The sequence below is a fragment of the Pseudomonas lyxosi genome, from assembly GCF_047758685.1.
Classification (GTDB): Bacteria; Pseudomonadota; Gammaproteobacteria; order Pseudomonadales; family Pseudomonadaceae; genus Aquipseudomonas; species Aquipseudomonas lyxosi.
The window spans coordinates 483,739-506,577 of sequence record NZ_CP180481.1 but is presented as its reverse complement, the minus strand read 5'-3'; the positions used below and the strand labels follow the sequence as shown (position 1 = coordinate 506,577).

Below are 22,839 nucleotides of genomic sequence, written 5' to 3'. Positions count from 1 at the left end.
TGGCACGCGATTCCGGTTCCGAAGTGATCAAGCTTTATAGGATTTATCTGATTTTTCGGACGAATTTCAGAGCTGCAGAATCAGGGTTTTCAGCGGCGGCTGCTCATCCATTGACGGAAAATCGCCGCCCGGTTTCATCACTGTCCACTCGCGCACCGGCCGGCCGGCTTTCTCTGCACAACGCAAAACTTGCTCGCGCCAGTCGTCCATGCTGACTTTTGCCAGGTTGTTGCAGCAGATCAGCACGCCATTGTCGGCGGTGGTCAGCAGTGCTGGCTTCAGCAGGCTCTGATAGTCGCGCAGCAGGTCGACAGTGCCGAAAGCGCTCTTGGCCCAGGCCGGCGGGTCCAGCAGCACCAGGTCGTACTGACGCTGTTCCAGACGCTGATAGCTTGGCAGTTTCTGCCCGCGGCGCTGGCTGATCGGCAGACCGGCCAATTGGCGGATGGCCGGGAAGTAGTCGGACTGGATGAAGTCCATGGTCGGCAACTGCGGATTGAGCAGGCCGTTTTCACGGCCGACGGCCAGGTTGCCCTCAGCGAAGTCAAGGTTACAGACTTCGCTCGCGCCACCGGCCGCAGCACTCAGGCCGACGCCACAGGTGTAGGCGAACAGGTTCAGTACACTTTTGTTTTTGCTGTGCTGCTTGACCCAGCCGCGCGCGTTGCGCAGGTCGAGGAACAACAGCGGGTCCTGGCCGGCGTGGCGGCCGCGAACCCGGTAATTCAAGCCCCATTCGTGACCGATCAAGTCTTGCAGGGCGGCTTCGTCGGCGCGGTAGACGGTGTCTTCACGGTCGATACGCGAGTTGCCACGGGAGCGATCGTTGTAGACCAGCAGCGTTTCGAGGCCCAGGTGCTGATTGATGGTGTCGTGCAGTTGCAGCAACGCATCTCGTTCCAGCGATTGGTGAAAGCTTTGCACCAGCAATTGCGGGCCGTAGCGGTCGATCGTCAGGCCGCCGGCGCCTTCCTGGCTGCCGTGGAACAGGCGATAGCAATCGGTGCCTTGCTGATGCAGCTCGGCCAGCAGGTCTTGGCGACGATCGAGGGCGGCGCGCAGCGCCTGATTCAAGGAAGACATGCCGGGCGCCTTGCAGGAGGGAATTTGGCGCGGGAGTTTAACAGCTTGGCGCCAAACCGCGGTGCTCCCTTCGCGAGCAAGCCCGCTCCCACATTGGACTGATGAACGACACAAATCCCCTGTGGGAGCGGGCTTGCTCGCGAAGCTTTTCAGCTCTTTCTAGCTGAGCAACCCCATCCGTCGTTTGGCCCGGTGCACCGAGCCATTACGCACCGCCCAGCGCAGCATCGGCACGCTGCGATTGACGCCGGCGCGGATAAGCTTGCGTTGCAGCGGGCTCTGGCTGACGCCAAGCATGTCACTGGCCCAGTCCGGCAGCAGGTCGATCCCGGCCTTCATCATCAAGCTGCCGAAAGGTCTGGCCAAACGGCTGGGGGACGGGGCGTTCAACAACAGCCGTAACACCTCTCGACTGCGCTCATCGCACAGCAGCTGTGGACGAATGCGTTCAAGGTAATCGGCAATTTCCTGCCGCGAACGCGGCACGTCACGGGCGCCAAGCCGTTCGGCAACCAGCGCGATTTCCGAGTAGTAACGGTCCTGATCAGCCAGGGACAGGTTGGGATTGCGGTAACGCAAATGGGCCGCGAGGAAGTTGCTGACTTCGGCCACGTGCACCCACGTCAACAGATCAGGATCGCTGGCGGCGTAGGGCTGGCCATCCGGTGCCGTGCCGGTCACTTGCAGGTGGATGGTGCGGACTTTCTCGATGAGCCAGTCGGCGTCCTTTCGCGAACCGAATGTAGTGCCGGAAATGAACTGCCCGGTGCGGCGCAGTCGGCCGATCATGTCCTCGCGGAAATTCGAATGGTCCCAGACCCCGGCCAGGGCCAGTGGATGCAGTGCTTGCAGCATCAAGGCGCTGATGCCGCCGATCAGCATGCTGCTGAAGTCGCCATGCACTTGCCAGCTCACCGAATCAGGCCCGAACAGACCGGGATCACCCTTGGGGTTTTCCAGGTCGAGTTTGCCCAGAGAAAGACCGGTCAGGCTCATGATCTGGGTTTCGATGCGGGTTCGAATGAATTCCATGGCGGCTCAATGGCGAAAAAAAGGCGCGGCCGTTAGGGGCCGCGCCGGGAAGTTTAAAGCATGCGCTTATTGATTCAGGCGTTTATCGACCAACTCCTGGACCACGCTTGGGTCAGCCAGGGTCGAGGTGTCGCCCAGGCTGTCCAGTTCGTTGCAGGCGATCTTGCGCAGAATGCGCCGCATGATCTTGCCCGAACGGGTTTTCGGCAAGGCCGGCGCCCACTGGATCAGGTCCGGTTTGGCGAAGCTGCCGATTTCCTTGCTGACGTGGGCCAGCAATGCTTTCTTCAGTTCGTCATTGGGCTCGGTGCCGTTCATGGGGGTGACGAAGGCGTAGATGCCCTGGCCCTTGATGTCGTGGGGGTAACCGACCACCGCCGCTTCGGCGATGCTGTCGTGCAGCACGAGCGCGCTTTCCACTTCCGCAGTGCCGATGCGGTGCCCGGAGACGTTGATCACGTCGTCGATGCGCCCGGTGATCCAGTAATCGCCATCCTCATCGCGCCGGGCACCGTCGCCGGTGAAGTAGTAACCGGGGTAGGGCTTGAAGTAGGTGTCGACCATTCGTTGCGGGTCGCCGTAGACGCTGCGGATCTGCGCCGGCCAGCTGGATTTGATCGCCAGCACGCCGCTGCCGGCGCCTTTGATTTCCTTGCCCACTTCATCGAGCAACACCGGTTGCACGCCGAACATCGGTTGCGTGGCGCAGCCGGGTTTGATCCGTTGAGCGCTGACCAGAGGGCTGAGCATGATGCCGCCGGTTTCGGTCTGCCACCAGGTATCGACGATCGGACAACGCTGTTCGCCGACAGCATTGAAGTACCACTCCCACGCTTCCGGGTTGATGGGCTCACCGACACTGCCGAGTAATCTGAGGCTCGCGCGGGAAGTTTCCTTCAACGGTTCGGGGCCTTCACGCATCAGGGAGCGCAGGGCGGTCGGGGCGGTATAGAAAATGTTCACCTGGTGCTTGTCGATCACCTGCCAGAAGCGCGAGCTGCTCGGGTAGCTCGGTACGCCTTCGAAGATCAGCGTGGTCGCGCCGTTGGCCAGCGGACCGTAGACGATGTAGCTGTGGCCGGTGACCCAGCCGACATCGGCGGTGCACCAGAAGACTTCGTCGTCGCGGTAGTCGAGCACGTACTTGAAGGTCATCGCCGCTTGCAGCAGATAGCCGCCGGTAGTGTGCAGCACGCCTTTGGGTTTGCCGGTGCTGCCGGAGGTGTAGAGGATGAACAGCGGGTCTTCGGCGTCCATCGGTTCAGGCGGGCAATCGTCGCTGACGTCGCGCAACGCCTGGTGATACCAGATGTCCCGGCCCTCGACCCAGTCCACTTCGCCCTGAGTGCGCTCGACCACGATGACGGTGCTGACGTTCGGACAACTTTGCAGCGCCTTGTCGACCTTCTGCTTGAGCGGCACGACTTTACCGCCGCGCACACCTTCATCGGCGGTGATCACGGTGCGGCAGTCGGCATCGAGAATGCGGTCACGCACCGAGTCCGGAGAGAAACCACCGAACACCACCGAATGCACTGCACCAATGCGCGTGCAGGCGAGCATGGCGTAGGCGGCTTCGGGGATCATCGGCATGTAGATGCACACGCGGTCGCCTTTCTTCACGCCACGGCTTTTGAGCACGTTGGCCAGGCGACAGACGTTGTGATGAAGTTTTTTGTAGCTGATCTGCGCGGATTCGGCAGGGTCGTCGCCTTCCCAGATGATCGCGATTTGATCGCCGCGCTTTTCCAGGTGACGGTCGATGCAGTTGTAGCTGACATTCAACTTTCCGCCGGCGAACCAGCTCGCCTCACCGGTTTTCAGGTTATAGCGCTGGACGGTATCCCACGGCTTGCTCCAGTCGAGAAAGCGTGTGGCCTGTTCGGCCCAGAAGGTGCTGGGGTGGTCGATGGACTGGCGGTACAGGCGCTTGTAGTCGTCTTGACTTAATTGTGCAGCCCGGCGGACGGCATCGGCTTGGGGGAACGTGCTGATATCGAACATGACGGTTCCTTATTCTTGTTTTGCGACAAGATCTAAAGATGCGCCGAGTGAAGAGAGGGTTCAAGACCCGAAAACAAACACCCCCTCAGAGCGAGGGGGTGTTTTCAGGGCTGGATCAACCGCGGTGACGACCGCGGAAGTAGTTGATCAGGCCTTGGGTCGAAGCATCGTCAGCCGGGGTTTCTTCGCTGCCGACCAGGCGGTTGTAGACGCCTTTGCCCAGCTCTTTACCCAGTTCCACGCCCCACTGGTCGAAGGCGTTGATGCCCCAGATCACGCTTTGCACGAAGACTTTGTGTTCATACATCGCCACCAATGCGCCGAGACGACGCGGGCTGATGCGTTCGACCACCAACGTATTGCTCGGACGGTTGCCCGGGATCACCTTGTGAGGCGCGATTTTCTGCACCTCTTCTTCGCTCATGCCTTTGTCGCGCAACTCGGCTTCGGCCTCGGCAAGGGTCTTGCCCAGCATCAGCGCCTGGCTTTGCGACAGGCAGTTGGCGTACAGCCACTGGTGGTGGTCGGACACCGGGTTGAAGCTGACGATCGGCACGATGAAATCGGCCGGGATCAATTGGGTGCCTTGGTGCAGCAACTGGTGGTAAGCGTGCTGACCGTTGCAACCCACGCCACCCCAGATCACCGGACCGGTGTCGGTGGACACTGGAGTGCCGTCCTGACGCACGCTCTTGCCGTTGGACTCCATGTCCAGCTGTTGCAAGTGCTTGGTGATGTTACGCAGGTAGTGGTCGTACGGCAGGATCGCGTGGCTTTGCGCGCCCCAGAAGTTGCCGTACCACACGCCGAGCAAGGCCAGCAGCACCGGCATGTTCTGTTCGAACGGCGCGCTCTGGAAATGCTGGTCCATGGTGTAGGCACCGGACAGCAGTTCCTTGAAGTTCGACATGCCGATGGCCAGGGCAATCGGCAAACCGATGGCCGACCACAGCGAGTAACGGCCGCCAACCCAGTCCCACATCGGGAAGATGTTTTCTTCGCGGATCCCGAAGGCCACAGCCGCTGCGTTGTTGCTGGAGACGGCGATGAAGTGACGGTACAGCTCGGCTTCCGAACCACCCTGGGCCAGGTACCAGGCGCGTGCGGCCTGGGCATTCTTCAGGGTTTCGAGGGTGTTGAAGGATTTCGACGAAACGATGAACAGCGTGGTTTCGGCGCGCAGCTTCATGGTCAGTTCGTGGAACTCACTGCCGTCGATGTTCGCCAGGTAATGGCAGCGCACGCCTTTCTGGGCGTAGGACAGCAGCGCTTCGGAGACCAGCTCGGGGCCGAGGAACGAGCCACCGATGCCGATGTTCACCACGTCAGTGATCGGCTTCTCGGAGTAACCGCGCCACAAACCGTCGTGGATACGGCCTACGAGGTCGGTGATCTGGTTCAGGACCTTGTGCACTTCCGGCATCACGTTGACGCCGTTGACCGACAACTTGTCGCCGACCGGACGGCGCAGGGCGGTGTGCAAGGCCGGACGACCTTCGGAGGAGTTGACTATTTCGCCTTCGAACAGCGCTTTGATCGCGCCCTGGAGGTCGACTTCGTTGGCCAGGCCCACCAGCAGATCGCGGGTCTGGGCGTTGATCAGGTTTTTCGAGTAGTCGAGAAACAGGCCGCAGCTGCTGAGGGTGAATTGGGTAAAGCGCTGCGGATCGGCATTAAAGGCTTCGCGCATGCTGAAATCTTGCATGGCTTGGCGGTGGTCATTCAACGCTTGCCAGGCGGGCAGAGCGGTAACGTCTTGAGGGGTGCGGTAATACGCCATCGCTGCGGGTTTCCTTTTTACTTGAACGGCCTTTTGAACACTAAAAATACCGGAGCGCTGTGGGTGGGCGTCCGGTCAACTGCGTCGACACGATTTCATGACACAGGGCGAATACAGTAAACCTCGCGCTGCGATCTGTCTTGACTTTGTCTGACCCGTTCCCGGTACTTTTTTATACATCGAGCAGGGAACGGTCCGACAAACGGAAGGGGGAGGGGCCAAGACGGGATCAGGCGACCTGAACCGGAATGGCATTGCTGGTATGGCTCAGTTCATTACCCGGCGCCATGTAGAGCATGCGTGGCTTGAAGTTGAGCAGCTCGGCTTCGCTGTAGTGGGCGTATGCGCAGATGATCACGCGGTCGCCCACCTTGGCCTTGTGCGCTGCGGCACCGTTGACCGAGATCATGCGCGAACCTTCTTCGCCACGAATCGCATAGGTGGTGAAGCGTTCACCATTGTCGACGTTGTAGATCTGGATCTGTTCGTACTCACGGATGCCGGACAGGTCCAGCCATTCGCCGTCAATGGCGCAAGAACCTTCGTAATCGAGTACAGCGTGGGTGACTTCGGCGCGATGCAGCTTGGCCTTGAGCATGATGGCGTGCATGAGTGTTTCCCCAGGTCGGAATCGAACGGCGGGCATTGTGCCCAAAGGCTTTGTGAGCGGCAATACAGTCTGGAAACGACGTAGATCCAATGTGGGAGCGGGCTTGCTCGCGAATGCGGTGTGTCAGCCACATCAATACTGGATGACACACCGCATTCGCGAGCAAGCCCGCTCCCACAGGGTATTGCGGTGTTCAGGCAGGGGCGTCGAGATTGAAGTGCAAGTTATCAATCAACCGCGTTGTACCCAGGAACGCCGCCACCAGAATCACCAGATCCCGATCTTCCGCAGTTGCCGGGCGCAAGGTCTGGGCATGACGAATTTCCAGGTAGTCAGGACGCAAACCCGCCGCTTCAAGCTGCTTGATCTGCGCACTGATCAACGCCGGGAAATCCCGTTCGCCCTGTTTGATCGCGTCGGCAATCTGGCTCAAGCCGCGATACACAACCGGCGCAACGGCACGCTGTTCTTCGCTGAGGAAACCATTGCGCGACGACAGCGCCAGGCCATCGGCTGCACGTACCGTCGGTTCGCCGATGATCTGGATCGGCATGTTCAGGTCATGCACCAGGGCGCGGATCACCGCCAGTTGCTGGAAGTCTTTCTGGCCGAAGATCGCCAGGTCCGGCTGGACCATGTTGAACAGCTTGGTGACCACCGTTGCCACACCTTCGAAATGCCCGGGACGGCTGGCGCCGCAGAGGCCTTCGGAGAGCTGCGGAACGCTGACGCGGGTCTGGCCGACCATGCCGTCGGGATACATTTCTTCAACGGTTGGCGCGAACAGCAAGTGGCAACCGGCCTGGAGCAGTTTCTCCTGATCGGCCGCGAGGGTGCGCGGGTACTTGTCGAGGTCTTCGCCGGCGCCGAACTGCAACGGGTTGACGAAAATGCTCGCGACCACGAAATCCACCCGTTGGGTGGCTTTGGTCACCAGTGCCACATGACCGCTGTGCAGGTTGCCCATGGTCGGCACGAAGCCGATGCGCTTGCCTTCACTGCGGGCACGGGCCACGGCGGCCCGCAATTCGCGTACGGTTTTTACGGTGTTCATGCAGAGAATCCGTGTTCGATACCAGGGAAAGTTACCGCTTTGACTTCAGTGACGTACGCACCAAGCGCCGCTTGAATGTTTTGTTGCCCGGCCATGAAGTTCTTCACGAACTTCGGCACACGGCCAGTGATCGACAGGCCGAGCATGTCGTGCAGAACCAGTACCTGGCCGTCGGTGCCACTGCCGGCGCCGATGCCGATCACCGGGATTTTTACCGCCTGGGTGATCTCTTCGGCCAGTTCGCTCGGTACGCATTCGAGCAGCAACATCGCCGCGCCGGCCTGTTCCAGGGCGATTGCATCGGCACGCATCTGCCGCGCCTGGTTTTCGTTGCGACCCTGGACTTTGTAACCGCCGAGGATATTCACCGATTGCGGTGTCAGCCCCATGTGCGCACACACCGGGATACCGCGTTCGGCCAGCAGACGGATCGAGTCCGCCAGCCACAGCGCACCTTCAACCTTGACCATGTGCGCACCCGCCTGCATCAACAGGGCACTGTTGGTCATGGCTTGTTCGGTGGTGGCGTAGGCCATGAAGGGCAGGTCGGCGAGGATCAACGCATCGGTGTTACCGCGTTTGACGCACGCCACGTGGTAAGCCATTTCAGCGGTGGTGACCGGCAGGGTGCTGTCGTGACCTTGCAAAACCATGCCAAGGGAGTCGCCCACCAGCAGCACTTCGACGCCAGCCTCATTGCAGGCGTGGGCGAAGGTCGCGTCATAGCAGGTCAGCATGGTGATCTTTTCACCTTTTTGCTTGAGACCTTGCAGAGTGGTCAGGGTGATGGCTGGCATGAAAAGTTCCTCATTCAGGCGCTGTGGAAACTACTGCGAGTAACGCGCGTGATTCTTCGTTAAATACAGGCGCACGGTCTGTTGTCGTGCTTTTAAGGCCTGGATTGCGCCCTTCAACGCCGTGTTGGCGGCAGCGGGACGCCTATAGTCGTGAGGAGAACTCGGGAAGTCAATTGCGTGTGTTACCGCATTGTTACGCGTGGGGTGTTACCGGGGTAACTGATGCGATTCAGCAGGATTTGTGACGGTGCCTACTCAGCACGCCGGGAGACGCTCCAGGCCGACGAACGGGCAGGCCGCGAGCAAATCACTCAGGCCGCGACCATCGGCCAGACGCAAATCCGCAGGCGCCAGTTCGGCCAGTGGATAGAGAACGAATGCTCGTTCCTGCATATGGTAGTGAGGCACCTTGAGGCGAGGTTCATCGATCAGCCGATTACCGAACAGCACGATGTCGAGATCCAGCGTACGCGGCCCCCAACGTTCAAGGCGCTCGCGGCCTTGTCCGTTCTCGATGGCCTGCAGCGCATCCAGCAGCTCCAGCGGCGGGAGCGTGCTGTCGAGGGCGGCAACCGCGTTGGTGTAACGCGGTTGGCCGGGCAGCAGCGAGTCGCTCTGATAAAACGCGGAAACCCCGATCAGTTCGGTCTGCGGCAACTGTGCCAGCGCCTCGACGGCGCTGCGCAATTGTTCGGCGGGGTCAGCCAGATTGCTGCCCATGCCGATGTAGATGCGTTCCATGGATTACTCGCCCGTGGCGCTCGGTGCGCCGGCGGTGCGTTTGCGCTTGGCGCCACCGCTGCGGCGACGTTTGCGTGGAGCGCCGGTGCCGTCGTCCTTGCCGCTGAGGTCGCGGATCATGTCGCGACGTTCGCTGTCGTTGGCGTCCTGATAATCCGTCCACCATTCGCCCAGGCCATCGGTCTGCTCGCCGGCGCTTTCGCGCAGCAGCAGGAAGTCGTAACCGGCACGGAACCGTGGGTTGTCCAGCAACAGGTCGGCGCGCTTGCCGCTACGGCGTGGCAGACGCTCTTGCATGTCCCAGATCTCGCGGATCGGCATGGTAAAGCGTTTCGGAATCGCGATGCGCTGGCACTGTTCGGCGATCAGTTCATGAGCCGCTTCCTGCATCGCCGGAATCGGCGGCATGCCACGCTCTTGCAGGCGCAATACACGAGCCGGCAGGGCAGGCCACAGCAGGGCCGCAAACAGGAACGCCGGGGTCACCGGCTTGTTCTGCTTGATCCGCAGATCAGTGTTGATCAACGCTTCACTGATCAGCGTGTGGGTATAGGTCGGGTTGTATTCCAGCGCTTCGGCACTGGCCGGGAACAGCGGATCGAACAGCTGCAGGTCGACCAGCATCTCGAAGGTGTCCGCGGCATGGCCGGAGAGGAACAGTTTGAGCACTTCTTCGAACAGGCGGGCCGATGGAATCTCGCGCAGCATCGGCGCCAGTTCACGGATTGGTGCGGCGCTGTGTTTTTCGATGCCGAAATTCAGCTTGGCGGCGAAGCGCACGGCTCGCAGCATTCGTACCGGGTCTTCCTGGTAGCGTTGCTTCGGATCGCCGATCAGGCGGATCAGGTGATTGCGGATGTCGTGTACGCCATTGGCGTAGTCGAGGATGCGCTCGCTGACCGGATCGTAATACAAGGCGTTGATGGTGAAGTCGCGGCGTTGCGCGTCTTCTTCCAGCGTGCCGTAGACGTTATCGCGCAGGATGCGCCCGCTTTCGTTACGGGAAGACTGGTTGCTATCTTCCTCTTCATCGTTTTGCGGGTGATTGGCGCGGAAGGTCGCGACTTCAATGATTTCGCGGCCAAAGTGGATGTGCACCAACTTGAAGCGACGACCGATGATCCGCGCGTTGCGGAATTCGGCTCGCACCTGTTCAGGTGTGGCACTGGTGGCGACGTCGAAATCTTTCGGCGTAATGCCGAGCAACATGTCGCGCACGCAGCCGCCGACCAGGTAAGCCTGATAACCGGCGTTCTGCAGGCGTTCGACGATGTTCACCGCGTAGCGACTGAATTGGGCCTTTTGCAGCGAATGTTGGCCGCTGTTGAGCACTTCAGGCGTACTGCGAATGTGTTGCGTATGACGCTTGGGAGAACGGAATGACTGGAACAGCTTCTTCAGCATGGGATGCACTGTTTGAAGGAATGTTCGGCCAAAACGAAGAATGACCGCATGATGGGCGGGGATTCTAGCATTTAGTCGGGGGATGGTGTAGGAAGCTGCGCAAGCGCTTGAAGGGGGCTTGCTGGTGCGGATTGGCTTTGTGTAGCAGCTGCCGAGCCTGCGAGGCTGCGTTCGGCTGCGAAGCAGTCGTCAAACCAGAAATTGCGGTGTGTCAGAAGAAACCGGTTGCCTGTATTGCGACTGCTCTGCAGTCGAACGCAGCCTCGCGTTGCTCGACAGCTGCTACAAAGGCCAAACGGCAGAAACTACAAGGGGAGCCGAAGCTCCCCAAGAAAGTAGTTGCGTGCTCTTTTTTTATTTTTGATTCGGGCTTCTTGTTTTTGTTGAGTGCCCACGCCATGAAGTTTTTCCTTCATGACCCTCCCAATCGGGAGCCAAGAGCAAACGGATTGCTTTGGTCGCTGTGTTGCAGTGATCTTGCGATCCAACCAGTTCAGGCTCTGTCTTGTGACAGTTTTTTGTTGTTCTCGGCCTGGTCGTGGGGCAAGCCCCAAATACAACGCCTCTCCAAAAGAATCAGTTAGCTGCGCCTCTCGCCGTCTTGTTTTTATTGTGCGTGAGTCGATACGTCTTATTTTTATTGTCTTGTGCATTGCTTGTTATTGTTCTTGTACCAAACATATAGCAGGGTGCGTGCCAACTTTTGCGAGGCCCAGCAAAACAAGGGGTGAGGCCGGCAGGTGAGGTTTTCAGAGGCCAAAAAAAACCGGGGCTTCGTTACCGTAAGCCCCGGCTTCTGTTACGTGAAAAAGCTGAGGTAACAGTTTTTTTCACAATGTCACGTGTTACCCGCACGCCTTACAGGTGGCGTTCAGCTCTCGCTGGCCACTCCGGTCTTGCGCCGCGGAATGCCCAGGCGCTGACGGCGTTCCCACAGGCATTTGCGACTGACACCGAGTTTGCGCGCCAACTCGGTTTCGGTCATGTGGTCCTGATGCTCGAGAACGAAGTGCTGGAAGTAGTCTTCCAGTGACAGGTCTTCGGTCGGCTCATGGCTATTGTTACCGGCGGCGCTGCCCTGTTGTGGGGGCAGGCCAATGAAATCGTCATCGTCCAGATCGCTCAGTTCGATGTCGATACCCAGCAGCTCGGCGGAAATCTCCGGGCTCTCGCACAGGATGACGGCACGTTCTACTGCGTTTTCCAGCTCTCGAACGTTACCCGGCCAGGAGTAATGACGAATCGCCTGCTCGGCATCCGGGGCGAACTTAAGATCGGTGCGGTTGACCCGCGCGCTCTGCCGCGCCAGGAACGCGGTGGCAATTTCGTTGACGTCCGCGCCGCGTTCGCGCAGAGCCGGTAGTTTCAGGGCGATCACGTGAAGGCGGTAATACAAGTCTTCACGGAACTGGCCGATCTTCGCCAGGCTCTTGAGGTCCCGGTGAGTCGCGGCGATCAGGCGCACATCGACTTTCTGGGACTGCACCGAACCCACACGACGAATTTCGCCTTCCTGCAGCACGCGCAGCAGGCGGGCCTGGGCTTCCAGTGGCAGTTCGCCGATTTCGTCGAGGAACAAGGTGCCGCCGTCGGCCGCCTCGACCAGACCGGCACGCCCGGCGCTGGCGCCAGTGAACGCGCCTTTTTCGTGGCCGAACAGTTCGGACTCGATCAGGCTTTCCGGAATGGCCGCGCAGTTCACCGAAATCATCGGCGCCTTGGCGCGTTTGGACAAATTGTGCAGGGCGCGCGCCACCAGTTCTTTACCGGTGCCGGATTCGCCCTGGATCAGGACATTGGAGTCGGTTGGCGCGACTTTGCGGATCTTGCTGTACAGATCCTGCATAGGCGGGCAGGAGCCGATGATGCCGATTTCGCCGTTGTTGTTGCTGGCGCCCGGTTTCGCGGCGCCATTGCCGGCTTTGCCGGCGACCGGCTCACCGCTGGCTTGCACCGCTTGACGGTCACGCAGGATTCTCGCGACGGCCTGGAGCATTTCGTCGTGATCGAAAGGCTTGGCGATGTAATCCACCGCGCCCATCTTCATCGAGTCGACTGCCGAACGCAGGCTGGCGTAGCTGGTCATGATCAGCACCGGAGTGCCCTGGCCAAGTTTGATCAACTCGGTGCCAGGCGCGCCAGGCAGACGCAGGTCACTGACGATCAGGTCGAACGTGGGAATGGTGAAGCGTTCTTGTGCTTCCTGCACTGAACCGGCTTCGCTGACCTGGTACTGGTTACGTTCCAGCAGGCGGCGCAAGGCGGAGCGGATAATTGTTTCGTCTTCGACGATCAAAATGTGCGGCATTGATTCGATACTCTCGACGGTCTCAGTTCACAGCGGACGTCGCTTCGACATGACGCGGCAAGGTCACCCGGATACGGGTGCCGCGCTGGCTTTGAACATCAGCCGGGCTGTCGATGGTGATTTGTCCATAATGCTCTTCAACGATGGAATAGACCAGTGCAAGGCCCAGACCGGTGCCTTCGCCAGGATCCTTGGTGGTGAAGAAAGGTTCGAACAATCTATCCATGATGTTCTTCGGAATACCGCTGCCTTCGTCCTCCACGATCAAATCGACCGTGTGTTCGCCGGCTTCGCTTTTGACCCGCACCGCACTGCCGGGAGGCGAGGCGTCACGGGCGTTTGAGAGCAGGTTGATCAGTACTTGGGCAAGTCGCTGCGGGTCGCCTTCGACCCAGTGATCGGGATCGCACAGGTTGTAGAACTGCACTTCGAAATTGCGTCGGTTCAGGGCTAGCAAACCGATGGCATCCTGGGCCACTTCCGCCAGACAGACGGGCTCGTCGCTGTGCTGATGACTGCCGGCGTGGGCGAAGCTCATCAGCGACTGAACGATGCGCGACACGCGTTTGGTCTGCTCGAGGATTTGCCCGCTGATTTCCTTCAACTCGCCATCGTCTTCGCGCTCTTCGCGCAGGTTCTGCGCCAGGCAGGCGATGCCGGTGATCGGGTTGCCGATTTCATGGGCCACGCCGGCGGCAAGTCGGCCGATGCTGGCCAGGCGCTCGGAGTGCACCAGTTTGTCTTCGAGCATCTGGGTTTCGGTCAGGTCTTCTACCAACAACACCAAACCACTGTTACCGGGCGCAAGCGGTTCATCAATCGCCGCTTTGTGCAGGTTCAGCCAGCGGGTCTGGCCGTCGAGGGCCAGGTGCTGTTTGTGCAAATGCTCGTCCGGCAGATTGATAAAGCCTTGCAGCAGTTCTTTCCACGGATCGGCAATGGTGCTCAGGCGCGAACCGACCACGCGTTGCGCGGCAATCCCGGTCAGCTCCTCCATGGCTTTGTTCCACATGAGGATTTCCTGATCCTTGGCCAGCGAGCAGACGCCCATCGGCAATTCCTGCAGGGTCTGGCGGTGGTAGCGGCGCAGGGCATCGAGTTCAGCGGCAAGCCCGGTCAGGCGCGAGTGGTAATCCTCGAGGCGACTTTCGATGAAGTGGATGTCTTCGGTGACGTAGTTTTCGCCGCCGGCCTTATAAGGCAGGAATGTCTCGACCATGTCCTGAGCCACGCTCGGCCCCATCAGGCCGGAGAGGTTGGCTTCGATGCGGTCGCGCAATCGGCGCAAGGCATAAGGCCGGCGCTCATCGAAAGGTAAGTAAAGATCACGCAGGGCCTGTTCGACTTCTTTCTGCGCAGCCTTGGCGCCCAAGGGTTTTGCAAGTTGTGTGGCGAATTCCTGAGGCGAGGCGGCGTGCAGTTCGCGGCGTTGCGGACGGCGCACGTTGTCCACGGCGCAGGCTTCTGCCGCGCTGGCCTCTTCGCTGCTGGCGTTGGTGAACAGCGAGATAAGAGTGAACATCAGCACGTTGGCGGCCAGCGAGGCGATCGCTGCCATGTGCCAACTGGTGTCGTCCAGCACGTAGATCATGTTGAGCAGCGGTATGTAGAAACCCTGCAGATTGCCGACCAGCGGCAGCAGCATGGTTACCAGCCACACCAGAATGCCCGCGAGCAAACCGGCGATGAAACCGCGGCGGTTGGCGGTCGGCCAGTACAGTACCGACAGCACGCCCGGCAGGAATTGCAGGGTGGCGACGAAGGCGACGATGCCCAGATTCGCCAGATCCTGTTCTGCGCCCAGCAGCAGGTAGAAACCGTAACCGGCCATGATGATCGCGACGATCAGCCCCCGGCGGGTCCACTTCAGCCAACGGTAGATATTGCCTTCGGCCGGCGGCTGATAGAGCGGCAGCACCAAATGGTTCAGCGCCATCCCGGACAGGGCCAGGGTGGTGACGATGATCAACCCGCTGGCCGCGGACAATCCGCCGATATAGGCCAGTAGCGCCAAAGCCTTGCTGTTGGCCGCGATACCAATGCCCAGCGTGAAGTATTCCGGGTTGGTGGTGGCACCGAGTTTCAGTCCGGCCCAGAGAATCAGCGGTACCGCCAGGCTCATCAACAGCAGGAACAGCGGCAAGCCCCAGCTCGCACTGACCAGCGAGCGCGGGTTGAGGTTTTCGGTAAACGTCATGTGGTACATGTGCGGCATCACAATCGCCGAAGCGAAGAACACCAGCAGCAGCGTACGCCACGGGCCTTCCTGCAATGGCGTGTGCAAAGCGGCGAGGGCGGTCTGGTTTTGCAGCAACCAAAGCTCAAGCTGTTGCGGGCCGTCGAACACGCCGTACAGCGCATAGAGACCAACGCCGCCGATGGCGATCAGTTTGATCACCGACTCGAAAGCAATTGCGAACACCAGGCCTTCGTGTTTTTCGCGGGTGGCAATGTGGCGGGAGCCGAAGAAAATCGTGAACAGCGTAATCAGTGCGCAGAAGCTCAGGGCCACGCGATGCTGCACTGGCTCGCGGGTGAGGATGCCGATGGAGTCGGCCACCGCCTGAATCTGCAACGCCAGCAACGGCAGCACGCCGATCAGCATGAAGATTGTGGTTAGTGCGCCAGCCCAGGTGCTGCGGAAGCGGAAGGCGAACAGGTCGGCCAGCGACGACAGCTGATACGTGCGGGTGATTTTCAGGATCGGATACAAAAGCACCGGTGCCAGCAGAAACGCGCCGGAGACGCCCAGATAGCTGGACAAAAATCCGTAGCCATATTGATAGGCCAGGCCCACCGTGCCGTAAAACGCCCAGGCACTGGCATACACGCCCAGCGACAGGGTGTACGTCAGCGGGTGGCGAATGATCGCCCGGGGGATCATGCCCCGTTCGCTGACCCAGGCTACGCCGAACAGCACCGCCAGGTACGCGGCGCTGATCAGGATCATCTGGGTCAGGCTAAAGCTCATCGGCATCTTTTTGGCTCTGCAGGATGAAGGTCACGACGATCAGAATCAGCCAGAGCAGATAAGGGCGATACCAGGCGCCAGTGGCGTCGATCCACCAATCCATGATGGCCGGGGAGAACAGATAAATCCCCACTACCAGGAGCAGGACCAAGCGATAGATGTACATCCCGGCCTCTCTTCTTTATGCGCGTGCCCGAAAACGTGCGGCGATGGTAACGGATGGGCGCGCCACTGCAAGTGTGATCACTGTAGTTGCGCTTCGGGCAGGTTGAGTGTGCGCGGGATCAGCAATGCATCCCAGTGGGCAATGCCCCAGTTCAACACTTCCCGTGGGGTGGCGTAAGCCAGTTCGGCACCGGGATTCTGCCCCAATGCGCGCAACGCACGCAGCAGCAAGGGAGTCGCCTGATCTTGGGTCAACGGCGGCGAACGGTAGGACTTGCCGAGTTTGTTGCCATCGGGCTGGGTAATCAGCGGGATATGCAGATAGCGCGGTTGCGGCAGGCCAAGCAGTTCTTGCAGGTAGAGCTGGCGCGGCGTGGAGTCGAGCAGGTCGGCACCGCGGACGATATCGGTGATGCCTTGCCACGCGTCGTCCAGCACCACCGCCAGTTGATAGGCGTAGAGCCCGTCGCGGCGACGGATCACGAAATCGCCGACCTCACGGCCCAGGTGTTGGCGGTATTCGCCTTGCACCCGGTCGATGAAGTGGTATTCCAGCTCGGGGACACGCAGGCGAATCGCGGCATCTTTAGTGTCATGACCGGCGTTGCGGCACAGCCCTGGATAAATGCCGTGATAGGGCGCAAGTGTTTTGCGTGAGCAGGTGCAAGCGTAGGCCAAGCCGTGATTGAACAGGCGATTGAGGACTTCGGCGTAGGCATCGTGCCGGTCACTCTGTCGGACCATTTCGCCATCCCACTCGAAACCGTAGCTTTCCAGGGCTTTAAGGATCGCCGCTTGAGCGCCGGGCTCTTCCCGTGGCGGATCGAGATCTTCCATGCGCATCAGCCAGCGGCCACCCACCGAGCGCGCGTCGAGGTACGAGGCCAACGCTGCGACCAGCGAACCGAAATGCAGATGTCCACTGGGCGTGGGGGCGAAGCGCCCGATGTAGGTGGGGGAGGCGATGGCGGTCATGGCGGCTATTTAAAGTCAAAAAGCTTAAAGTCAAAAAGCGTCAGAAACAAAAACGGAGCGTTCGCACGCTCCGTTTTTCGTTCAAGTCGAGATTACTTGCCGACTTGCTTTTCCTTGATTTCCGCCAGGGTCTTGCAGTCAACGCACATGTCGGCGGTAGGGCGGGCTTCCAGTCGCTTGACGCCAATTTCGACGCCGCAGGACTCGCACCAGCCATATTCTTCGTCTTCGATCAACTGCAGCGTCTTGTCGATCTTTTTGATCAACTTGCGCTCGCGGTCGCGGGCACGCAGCTCGAGGCTGAATTCTTCTTCCTGGCTGGCACGGTCTGCCGGGTCCGGGAAGTTGGCCGCTTCGTCTTTCATGTGATCAACCGTACGGTCGACTTCCTGCATCAAGTCCTGTTTCCACTTATTCAGGATCTTGGTGAAGTGAGCGCGCATGGGCTTGCCCATGTATTCCTCGCCCTTTACTTCTTTGTAGGGTTCGAAGCCGCTGATCGACTGGTTTTGCTGCTTTGCTTGGGTGGGCATGAAATGGACCGCCTCTACTCTTGTAATCCATTGCGCAGGATTGCTCCATCACCGACACCTGCCGGCCCTGCGGCTGCAAGCGGGCGAACTTACCAGATCAAATCGGACCGCGCTACTCCCGGATGTCGAGGTAGTGGCCCGCTGTGCTTGCAAATGATTGCAAAGCCTTGTCTGGCGGTGCTGGAGACCTGATCAATTATTGATTTTAGTCAAACCTGAGACACTCGCTTGAGTCGTTTGAGACCGGAGTTATAACGGTCTGACCGCTTTAGGTTCTCGCTCGTTCCTGCGCTTGGGTAGAATCAGTTTTTTTCCACGTTGAAGGAAGGCTAATGGCTCAGTCCTACAGTGCCCGCAGTCGCGCGATCGAACCTTTCCATGTCATGGCGCTGCTGGCGCGGGCCAATGAACTGCAAGCCGCTGGCCACGACGTGATCCATCTGGAAATCGGCGAACCCGACTTCACCACCGCCGAGCCGATCATTCAGGCCGGGCAGGCCGCATTGACGGCGGGAAAGACCCGTTACACCGCCGCACGCGGCATTCCCGAGTTGCGTGCGGCCATTTCCGGCTTTTATCAGCAGCGTTATGGTCTGAACATCGACCCGCAGCGAATCCTCATCACGCCTGGCGGTTCCGGTGCGCTGCTGCTGGCCAGCGCCTTGTTGGTGGACCCGGGCAAGCACTGGCTGCTGGCGGACCCAGGCTATCCCTGCAACCGGCATTTCCTGCGGTTGGTGGAAGGCGCAGCGCAGCTTGTTCCTGTAGGTCCGGACGTGCGCTATCAACTGACGCCAGACCTGATTGCACGCCATTGGGATCACGACAGCGTCGGCGCCCTGGTGGCTTCGCCAGCCAATCCGACCGGGACGATTCTGACCCGTGATGAGCTGGCAGGCCTGTCTGCTGCGATCAAGGAACGTCACGGTCATCTGGTGGTGGATGAGATCTACCACGGTCTGACCTATGGCACCGATGCGGCCAGCGTACTGGAAGTCGATGACAGTGCCTTTGTGCTGAATAGTTTTTCCAAGTATTTCGGCATGACGGGATGGCGACTTGGTTGGCTGGTGGCGCCGGAAGCGGCGGTCGGTGAGCTGGAAAAACTCGCCCAGAACCTCTACATCAGCGCCCCGAGCATGGCTCAGCACGCCGCTCTGGCGTGCTTCGAACCGGCCACGATCAGCATTCTGGAAGAACGTCGCGCCGAATTCGGCCGTCGTCGGGACTTCCTGCTGCCAGCCCTGCGAGAACTGGGCTTTGGTATCGCCGTTGAGCCTGAGGGCGCGTTCTACTTGTATGCCGATATCAGCAAGTTTGGCGGCGATGCCTTCGCGTTCTGCCGACATTTCCTCGAAACCGAACACGTGGCGATTACTCCGGGTCTGGACTTCGGTCGTTATCAGGCTGGCCATCATGTGCGGTTTGCCTACACCCAAAGTCTTCCGCGCCTACAGGAAGCGGTCGAGCGGATTGCGCGCGGCTTGAAGAGCTGGCAAGGCTGATGCGTTTTCATCCTCCCCTCGAAGAAGGCCGTTTGATTCGTCGTTACAAGCGTTTTCTCGCCGATATCGAAACCGTTAGCGGCGAGTTGCTGACCATTCACTGCCCCAACACCGGTTCGATGCTCAATTGCCAGGTCGAAGGCGGGCAGGTCTGGTTCAGCCGTTCCAACGACCCCAAGCGCAAGTTGCCCGGTACCTGGGAAATCGGCGAAACGCCGCAGGGACGCTTGTTTTGTGTGAACACCGGGCGGGCCAATGGCTTGATCGAAGAGGCACTGCGAGCCGGTGTCATCACCGAACTGAACGGCTTTACCGAGCTGAAGCGCGAAGTGGCCTACGGTCAGGAAAGCAGCCGCATCGATTTCCGTCTCGATTACCCGAGCGGGCCGGCTTATGTAGAAGTCAAAAGCGTGACCCTGGGCTTCGATGGTTCTTTGGTGGCAGCGTTTCCCGATGCGGTGACCCAGCGCGGGGCCAAACATTTGCGCGAACTGGCCCATTTGGCCCGGGATGGAATTCGTGCGGTGCAGTTGTATTGCGTCAATCTCACCGGCATCGATGCTGTGCGTCCTGCAGAAGAAATCGATTCGGCCTACGCCGCAGCCTTGCGTGAGGCGGTGTCGTGCGGGGTCGAAGTGCTGGCCTATGGCGTGCACTTGACCCATGAAGAAATGGTGGTCGATCGACGTCTGGATGTGTTGCTGAATGGCTAAAGACTGACCCAGATTCCTTGCTCGTCTTCGCGGCAGGCGACGGTGGTCAGGGACTGCCCGGCGCAAGGGCCGGCGACGCATTCGCCGTCTTCGATCAGAAACAGTGCGCCGTGGGTCGCGCACTGGATCAGGCTGTTGCTGGGGTCGAGAAACTGGTCGGGCTTCCATTCCAGTCCGACGCCACGGTGCGGGCAGCGATTGATGTAGACGTAAACCTGGCCGCCACGGCGCACGGCAAAGAGCTTCTGGCCGTCGATGTCGAAGCCGCGGCTGCTGGCATCGGCCAGCTCAACGCCTGCACAAAGAAACTTCATGTCTATCCTCAAGTCCTGCAGCTCGTGACTGGATATGTCCGAGCTTGACGTTCAAATGCAAACAATTATCAAATGGCTGCCTTGCCTGTCGGGTTCAGGTGCCAGATGCCGAGGATACTTGGCCTGTCATCTCGATGCCTGGGAAAACCCTTAAAGGAAGCTGTTTATGCGCCTGAGTACCCGCGTTGCTGCGCTCTGTGTCGGACTCCTCGTCAGCCACCACGCCGCAGCGGCCGAGTTGCCACAACGTTGGGTCAGTGCCGGTGGAGCTTTATCGGAATGGATCAGCGCGCTGGGCGGTGAATCGAAACTGGTCGGTGTCGACACCACCAGTCAGCACCCGGAATCGCTCAAGGCATTGCCAAGCATCGGGTATCAGCGGCAATTGTCGGCGGAGGGCATCTTGAGCTTACGCCCGCAGATACTGGTCGGCACCGAGGAAATGGGACCGCCACCGGTACTTTCGCAGGTTCGCAGTGCAGGCGTGCAGGTCGAACTGTTCTCGGCCCAGCCGGATCTGCCGACCTTGCAGGGTAATTTGCAGCATCTGGGCAAGTTACTCGGCGCTGAAGATCAGGCTTCTCGGGTGTTTCAGACTTATCAACAGCAACTCGATCAACAAAAGATCCGGGTCACTCGGGCGCAATTGAAGGAAAAATCGCCGGGCGTGCTGTTGTTGCTTGGCCATGCAGGCGGTAAACCGCTCATCGCCGGCAAGGACACCGCCGCCGATTGGTTGCTGCAACAGGCCGGTGGGCACAATCTGGCCACTCATACCGGCTATAAACCCTTTTCTGTCGAATCCCTGGTCAGCCTGGATCCCGAGGTGCTGGTGTTTGCCGATCGTGCACTGACCGGCGATGCGGCACGTGCGGCGTTGTTCAAGGAGAACCCGATCCTGTCCTCGACCCGCGCGGCCAAGGACGGGCGAGTCATGGAGCTTGATCCAACGTTGTTGGTCGGGGGCTTGGGGCCGCGGCTACCCGATGCGTTGAAAAACCTGTCTGACGCTTTCTACCCCGGTTCGGCCGGCCAATGACCATCCTGGTTAAGCCCCGCGCTTTATTCGTTGGTCTGATCCTGCTGTGTGTCTTGGCCATCTGGCTGTCGTTGGCGCTTGGGCCGGTGAGCTTGCCGTTGTTCGACACCTTGCGTGCAGCCCTGCGGCTGGTGGGTGTACCGATCGCGCCCGACGGACTGGAGCAGGCCGAGCTGATCCTCGGGCAGATTCGCTTGCCGCGAACCTTGTTGGGTTTGGCTGTGGGAGGGGTGTTGGCATTGTCCGGTGTGGCGATGCAGGGGTTGTTTCGTAATCCCCTGGCCGATCCGGGGCTGGTCGGCGTCTCCAGTGGTGCGGCATTGGGCGCGGCAATTGCGATTGTCGGTGGCTCGGTATTCGGCGGACTGCCCGAATCCTTCGGGCCGTATCTGTTATCGCTGTGCGCGTTTCTCGGCGGGCTCGGCGTGACGGCATTGGTGTATCGACTGGGCCGGCGCAACGGGCAGACCAATGTCGCGACCATGCTGCTGGCCGGTATTGCGTTGACTGCGCTAGCCGGCTCCGCCGTGGGGCTGTTCACCTATCTGGCAGATGACGCGACGTTGCGCACCCTGACGTTCTGGAACCTGGGCAGCCTCAATGGCGCCAGCTATTCGCGGCTCTGGCCGTTACTGATGATCAGTGCCGGTGTGGCGCTGTGGTTGCCGCGCCGGGCCAAGGCCTTGAATGCGTTGTTGCTGGGTGAGTCGGAGGCTGGTCACCTGGGCATCGACGTCGAACGGCTCAAGCGCGAATTGGTGTTTTGCACGGCGTTGGGTGTCGGTGCAGCGGTGGCTGCGGCGGGGATGATCGGGTTTGTTGGTCTGGTGGTGCCACATCTGGTGCGACTGCTGGCGGGTCCGGATCATCGTGTGCTGTTGCCAGCGTCAGTATTGGCGGGTGCCAGTCTTTTGTTGTTTGCCGATCTGGTGGCGCGACTGGCCCTGGCGCCGGCCGAATTGCCGATCGGGATCGTCACGGCTTTCATCGGTGCGCCGTTCTTTCTGTATTTACTGCTCAGAGGGCGTGCCTGATGTTGCGAACGCAAAATCTGCAAATCCGTCGAGGCCGAAAGATTGTCCTGACGGACATTACGCTTGAGCTCAAACCGGGCGAAGTCCTCGGTGTGCTGGGACCTAACGGTGCCGGCAAGAGCACCTTGCTTGGCGCCTTGTGCGGCGAGTTAAAGGCTCATCATGGCAGCGTCTGGCTCGACGAGCGTGAGTTGAGCGATTGGACGGGGACGTCGCGAGCGCAGCGCTTGGCGGTATTGCCGCAGGTGTCGACCCTGGACTTCGCCTTTCGTGTCGAAGAAGTGGTCGGCATGGGCCGCTTACCGCATCAAAGCGGTCGGGTCCGCGATGACGAGATCGTCGCCGCCGCGTTGCACGCTGCCGATGCCGGGCATTTGAGTGGCCGCAGCTATCTGGCCTTGTCCGGTGGCGAACGTCAGCGGGTGCATCTGGCGCGGGTTCTGGCGCAGCTCTGGCCAGGCGAAGCGGGGCAAACGTTGTTGCTCGATGAGCCAACGTCGATGCTCGACCCGCTTCATCAGCACACCACGTTGCAAGCCGTGCGCGAGTTCGCCAATCGTGGCGCGGCGGTGCTGGTGATCCTGCATGATCTGAACCTGGCAGCGCGCTATTGTGATCGCCTGTTACTGCTCGAAGGCGGACGCCCTGTGGCGCTCGATACACCGGAGCAGGTGTTGCGCCCCGAACCACTGAAGGCAGTGTTCGGGCTGGAAGTGCTGGTGCAGCAGCACCCGGAGCGTGGGCATCCGCTGATCATCGCCCGCTGAGTTTTTTATG

General features: G+C 60.1%; 21 protein-coding genes. 5 read left to right on the top strand and 16 right to left on the bottom strand.

Translation table 11 applies throughout. The features are described from left to right. Window positions 1-66 precede the first annotated feature (66 nt). The 15 genes from ACMXYI_RS02420 to dksA all read right to left on the bottom strand — a co-directional run bounded on the left by ACMXYI_RS02420 (window position 67) and on the right by dksA (window position 17,457). Entirely contained in the window at window positions 67-1,083 is a 1,017-nt protein-coding gene (locus ACMXYI_RS02420) for a class I SAM-dependent rRNA methyltransferase (protein WP_415771460.1), read from the bottom strand. A gap of 159 nt (window positions 1,084-1,242) precedes the next feature. Beyond that, window positions 1,243-2,115 (bottom strand): oxygenase MpaB family protein, encoded by an 873-nt coding sequence (locus ACMXYI_RS02415; protein WP_415771458.1) that lies wholly within the window; start codon window positions 2,113-2,115, stop codon window positions 1,243-1,245. A gap of 66 nt (window positions 2,116-2,181) precedes the next feature. After that, window positions 2,182-4,119 carry an acetate--CoA ligase gene (gene acs, locus ACMXYI_RS02410; RefSeq protein ID WP_415771456.1) on the bottom strand — a complete coding sequence of 646 codons (1,938 nt, stop codon included), beginning with the start codon at window positions 4,117-4,119 and terminating at the stop codon, window positions 2,182-2,184. A 115-nt stretch (window positions 4,120-4,234) separates the two neighbouring features. After that, window positions 4,235-5,899, bottom strand: coding sequence for a glucose-6-phosphate isomerase (gene pgi / locus ACMXYI_RS02405; protein ID WP_415771455.1), 1,665 nt, complete (start codon window positions 5,897-5,899; stop codon window positions 4,235-4,237). 229 nt (window positions 5,900-6,128) lie between these two features. Further along, a complete protein-coding gene (panD, locus tag ACMXYI_RS02400) occupies window positions 6,129-6,509 on the bottom strand; it encodes an aspartate 1-decarboxylase (protein WP_003228271.1) in 381 nt (126 codons plus the stop codon). A 193-nt stretch (window positions 6,510-6,702) separates the two neighbouring features. Then, window positions 6,703-7,563, bottom strand: a complete 861-nt coding sequence (gene panC, locus ACMXYI_RS02395) for a pantoate--beta-alanine ligase (protein ID WP_415771453.1) — start codon at window positions 7,561-7,563, stop codon at window positions 6,703-6,705. Next, a complete protein-coding gene (panB, locus tag ACMXYI_RS02390; RefSeq protein WP_415771451.1) occupies window positions 7,560-8,360 on the bottom strand; it encodes a 3-methyl-2-oxobutanoate hydroxymethyltransferase in 801 nt (266 codons plus the stop codon). Before panB ends, panC begins: the two co-directional genes overlap by 4 nt. A gap of 255 nt (window positions 8,361-8,615) precedes the next feature. Beyond that, window positions 8,616-9,101, bottom strand: a complete 486-nt coding sequence (folK, locus tag ACMXYI_RS02385) for a 2-amino-4-hydroxy-6-hydroxymethyldihydropteridine diphosphokinase (RefSeq protein ID WP_415771450.1) — start codon at window positions 9,099-9,101, stop codon at window positions 8,616-8,618. 3 nt (window positions 9,102-9,104) lie between these two features. Further along, window positions 9,105-10,505 carry a polynucleotide adenylyltransferase PcnB gene (locus ACMXYI_RS02380; protein ID WP_008153304.1) on the bottom strand — a complete coding sequence of 467 codons (1,401 nt, stop codon included), beginning with the start codon at window positions 10,503-10,505 and terminating at the stop codon, window positions 9,105-9,107. A 211-nt stretch (window positions 10,506-10,716) separates the two neighbouring features. Next, the gene (locus tag ACMXYI_RS02375; protein ID WP_415771448.1) at window positions 10,717-10,905 is read right to left on the bottom strand and encodes a hypothetical protein; all 189 of its coding nucleotides are present in this window, start codon (window positions 10,903-10,905) and stop codon (window positions 10,717-10,719) included. Window positions 10,906-11,376: 471 nt separating this feature from the next. Continuing rightward, on the bottom strand, window positions 11,377-12,813 hold the full coding sequence (locus ACMXYI_RS02370) for a sigma-54-dependent transcriptional regulator (protein WP_415771446.1): 1,437 nt from the start codon (window positions 12,811-12,813) through the stop codon (window positions 11,377-11,379). Between the two features lie 22 nt (window positions 12,814-12,835). Next, the gene (locus ACMXYI_RS02365; RefSeq protein ID WP_415771444.1) at window positions 12,836-15,790 is read right to left on the bottom strand and encodes a sensor histidine kinase; all 2,955 of its coding nucleotides are present in this window, start codon (window positions 15,788-15,790) and stop codon (window positions 12,836-12,838) included. Then, a complete protein-coding gene (locus ACMXYI_RS02360) occupies window positions 15,774-15,950 on the bottom strand; it encodes a hypothetical protein (protein ID WP_003176118.1) in 177 nt (58 codons plus the stop codon). The genes ACMXYI_RS02365 and ACMXYI_RS02360 overlap by 17 nt, the downstream gene beginning before the upstream one ends. 77 nt (window positions 15,951-16,027) lie before the next feature. After that, complete coding sequence (gluQRS, locus tag ACMXYI_RS02355; protein WP_415771443.1) at window positions 16,028-16,924, bottom strand: tRNA glutamyl-Q(34) synthetase GluQRS; 897 nt, start codon at window positions 16,922-16,924, stop codon at window positions 16,028-16,030. A gap of 92 nt (window positions 16,925-17,016) precedes the next feature. Next, complete coding sequence (dksA, locus tag ACMXYI_RS02350; protein ID WP_007902025.1) at window positions 17,017-17,457, bottom strand: RNA polymerase-binding protein DksA; 441 nt, start codon at window positions 17,455-17,457, stop codon at window positions 17,017-17,019. 332 nt (window positions 17,458-17,789) lie between these two features. Between dksA and ACMXYI_RS02345 the strand changes: the two genes are divergently transcribed. Both ACMXYI_RS02345 and sfsA read left to right on the top strand, forming a co-directional pair. Next, a complete protein-coding gene (locus ACMXYI_RS02345; RefSeq protein WP_415771441.1) occupies window positions 17,790-18,962 on the top strand; it encodes a pyridoxal phosphate-dependent aminotransferase in 1,173 nt (390 codons plus the stop codon). After that, complete coding sequence (gene sfsA, locus ACMXYI_RS02340; RefSeq protein ID WP_415765550.1) at window positions 18,962-19,675, top strand: DNA/RNA nuclease SfsA; 714 nt, start codon at window positions 18,962-18,964, stop codon at window positions 19,673-19,675. The genes ACMXYI_RS02345 and sfsA overlap by 1 nt, the downstream gene beginning before the upstream one ends. Here the strand turns inward: sfsA and ACMXYI_RS02335 are convergent. Then, window positions 19,672-19,989, bottom strand: coding sequence for a Rieske (2Fe-2S) protein (locus tag ACMXYI_RS02335; protein WP_008153288.1), 318 nt, complete (start codon window positions 19,987-19,989; stop codon window positions 19,672-19,674). The two genes, sfsA and ACMXYI_RS02335, sit on opposite strands and share 4 nt — an antisense overlap. 166 nt (window positions 19,990-20,155) lie before the next feature. Between ACMXYI_RS02335 and ACMXYI_RS02330 the strand changes: the two genes are divergently transcribed. From ACMXYI_RS02330 to ACMXYI_RS02320, 3 genes are read left to right on the top strand one after another with little or no spacing between them, the layout of a single operon-like run. Then, entirely contained in the window at window positions 20,156-21,028 is an 873-nt protein-coding gene (locus tag ACMXYI_RS02330; RefSeq protein ID WP_415771439.1) for a heme/hemin ABC transporter substrate-binding protein, read from the top strand. Continuing rightward, a complete protein-coding gene (locus tag ACMXYI_RS02325; RefSeq protein WP_415771437.1) occupies window positions 21,025-22,062 on the top strand; it encodes a FecCD family ABC transporter permease in 1,038 nt (345 codons plus the stop codon). Before ACMXYI_RS02330 ends, ACMXYI_RS02325 begins: the two co-directional genes overlap by 4 nt. After that, complete coding sequence (locus ACMXYI_RS02320; protein ID WP_415771435.1) at window positions 22,062-22,829, top strand: heme ABC transporter ATP-binding protein; 768 nt, start codon at window positions 22,062-22,064, stop codon at window positions 22,827-22,829. The genes ACMXYI_RS02325 and ACMXYI_RS02320 overlap by 1 nt, the downstream gene beginning before the upstream one ends. The last annotated feature ends 10 nt before the right edge of the window (window positions 22,830-22,839 follow it).

Bases quoted from the DNA above. Each gene is read 5' to 3' on its own strand.
- panD (WP_003228271.1), bottom strand. From the start codon at position 6,509: ATGCACGCCATCATGCTCAAGGCCAAGCTGCATCGCGCCGAAGTCACC.
- ACMXYI_RS02375 (WP_415771448.1), bottom strand. From the start codon at position 10,905: ATGGCGTGGGCACTCAACAAAAACAAGAAGCCCGAATCAAAAATAAAA.
- panC (WP_415771453.1), bottom strand. From the start codon at position 7,563: ATGAACACCGTAAAAACCGTACGCGAATTGCGGGCCGCCGTGGCCCGT.
- ACMXYI_RS02380 (WP_008153304.1), bottom strand. From the start codon at position 10,505: ATGCTGAAGAAGCTGTTCCAGTCATTCCGTTCTCCCAAGCGTCATACG.
- ACMXYI_RS02325 (WP_415771437.1), top strand. From the start codon at position 21,025: ATGACCATCCTGGTTAAGCCCCGCGCTTTATTCGTTGGTCTGATCCTG.
- ACMXYI_RS02415 (WP_415771458.1), bottom strand. From the start codon at position 2,115: ATGGAATTCATTCGAACCCGCATCGAAACCCAGATCATGAGCCTGACC.
- ACMXYI_RS02320 (WP_415771435.1), top strand. From the start codon at position 22,062: ATGTTGCGAACGCAAAATCTGCAAATCCGTCGAGGCCGAAAGATTGTC.
- ACMXYI_RS02330 (WP_415771439.1), top strand. From the start codon at position 20,156: ATGCGCCTGAGTACCCGCGTTGCTGCGCTCTGTGTCGGACTCCTCGTC.
- dksA (WP_007902025.1), bottom strand. From the start codon at position 17,457: ATGCCCACCCAAGCAAAGCAGCAAAACCAGTCGATCAGCGGCTTCGAA.
- acs (WP_415771456.1), bottom strand. From the start codon at position 4,119: ATGTTCGATATCAGCACGTTCCCCCAAGCCGATGCCGTCCGCCGGGCT.
- ACMXYI_RS02335 (WP_008153288.1), bottom strand. From the start codon at position 19,989: ATGAAGTTTCTTTGTGCAGGCGTTGAGCTGGCCGATGCCAGCAGCCGC.
- sfsA (WP_415765550.1), top strand. From the start codon at position 18,962: ATGCGTTTTCATCCTCCCCTCGAAGAAGGCCGTTTGATTCGTCGTTAC.
- ACMXYI_RS02420 (WP_415771460.1), bottom strand. From the start codon at position 1,083: ATGTCTTCCTTGAATCAGGCGCTGCGCGCCGCCCTCGATCGTCGCCAA.
- gluQRS (WP_415771443.1), bottom strand. From the start codon at position 16,924: ATGACCGCCATCGCCTCCCCCACCTACATCGGGCGCTTCGCCCCCACG.
- ACMXYI_RS02365 (WP_415771444.1), bottom strand. From the start codon at position 15,790: ATGCCGATGAGCTTTAGCCTGACCCAGATGATCCTGATCAGCGCCGCG.
- ACMXYI_RS02370 (WP_415771446.1), bottom strand. From the start codon at position 12,813: ATGCCGCACATTTTGATCGTCGAAGACGAAACAATTATCCGCTCCGCC.
- pgi (WP_415771455.1), bottom strand. From the start codon at position 5,899: ATGGCGTATTACCGCACCCCTCAAGACGTTACCGCTCTGCCCGCCTGG.
- ACMXYI_RS02345 (WP_415771441.1), top strand. From the start codon at position 17,790: ATGGCTCAGTCCTACAGTGCCCGCAGTCGCGCGATCGAACCTTTCCAT.
- ACMXYI_RS02360 (WP_003176118.1), bottom strand. From the start codon at position 15,950: ATGTACATCTATCGCTTGGTCCTGCTCCTGGTAGTGGGGATTTATCTG.
- panB (WP_415771451.1), bottom strand. From the start codon at position 8,360: ATGCCAGCCATCACCCTGACCACTCTGCAAGGTCTCAAGCAAAAAGGT.
- folK (WP_415771450.1), bottom strand. From the start codon at position 9,101: ATGGAACGCATCTACATCGGCATGGGCAGCAATCTGGCTGACCCCGCC.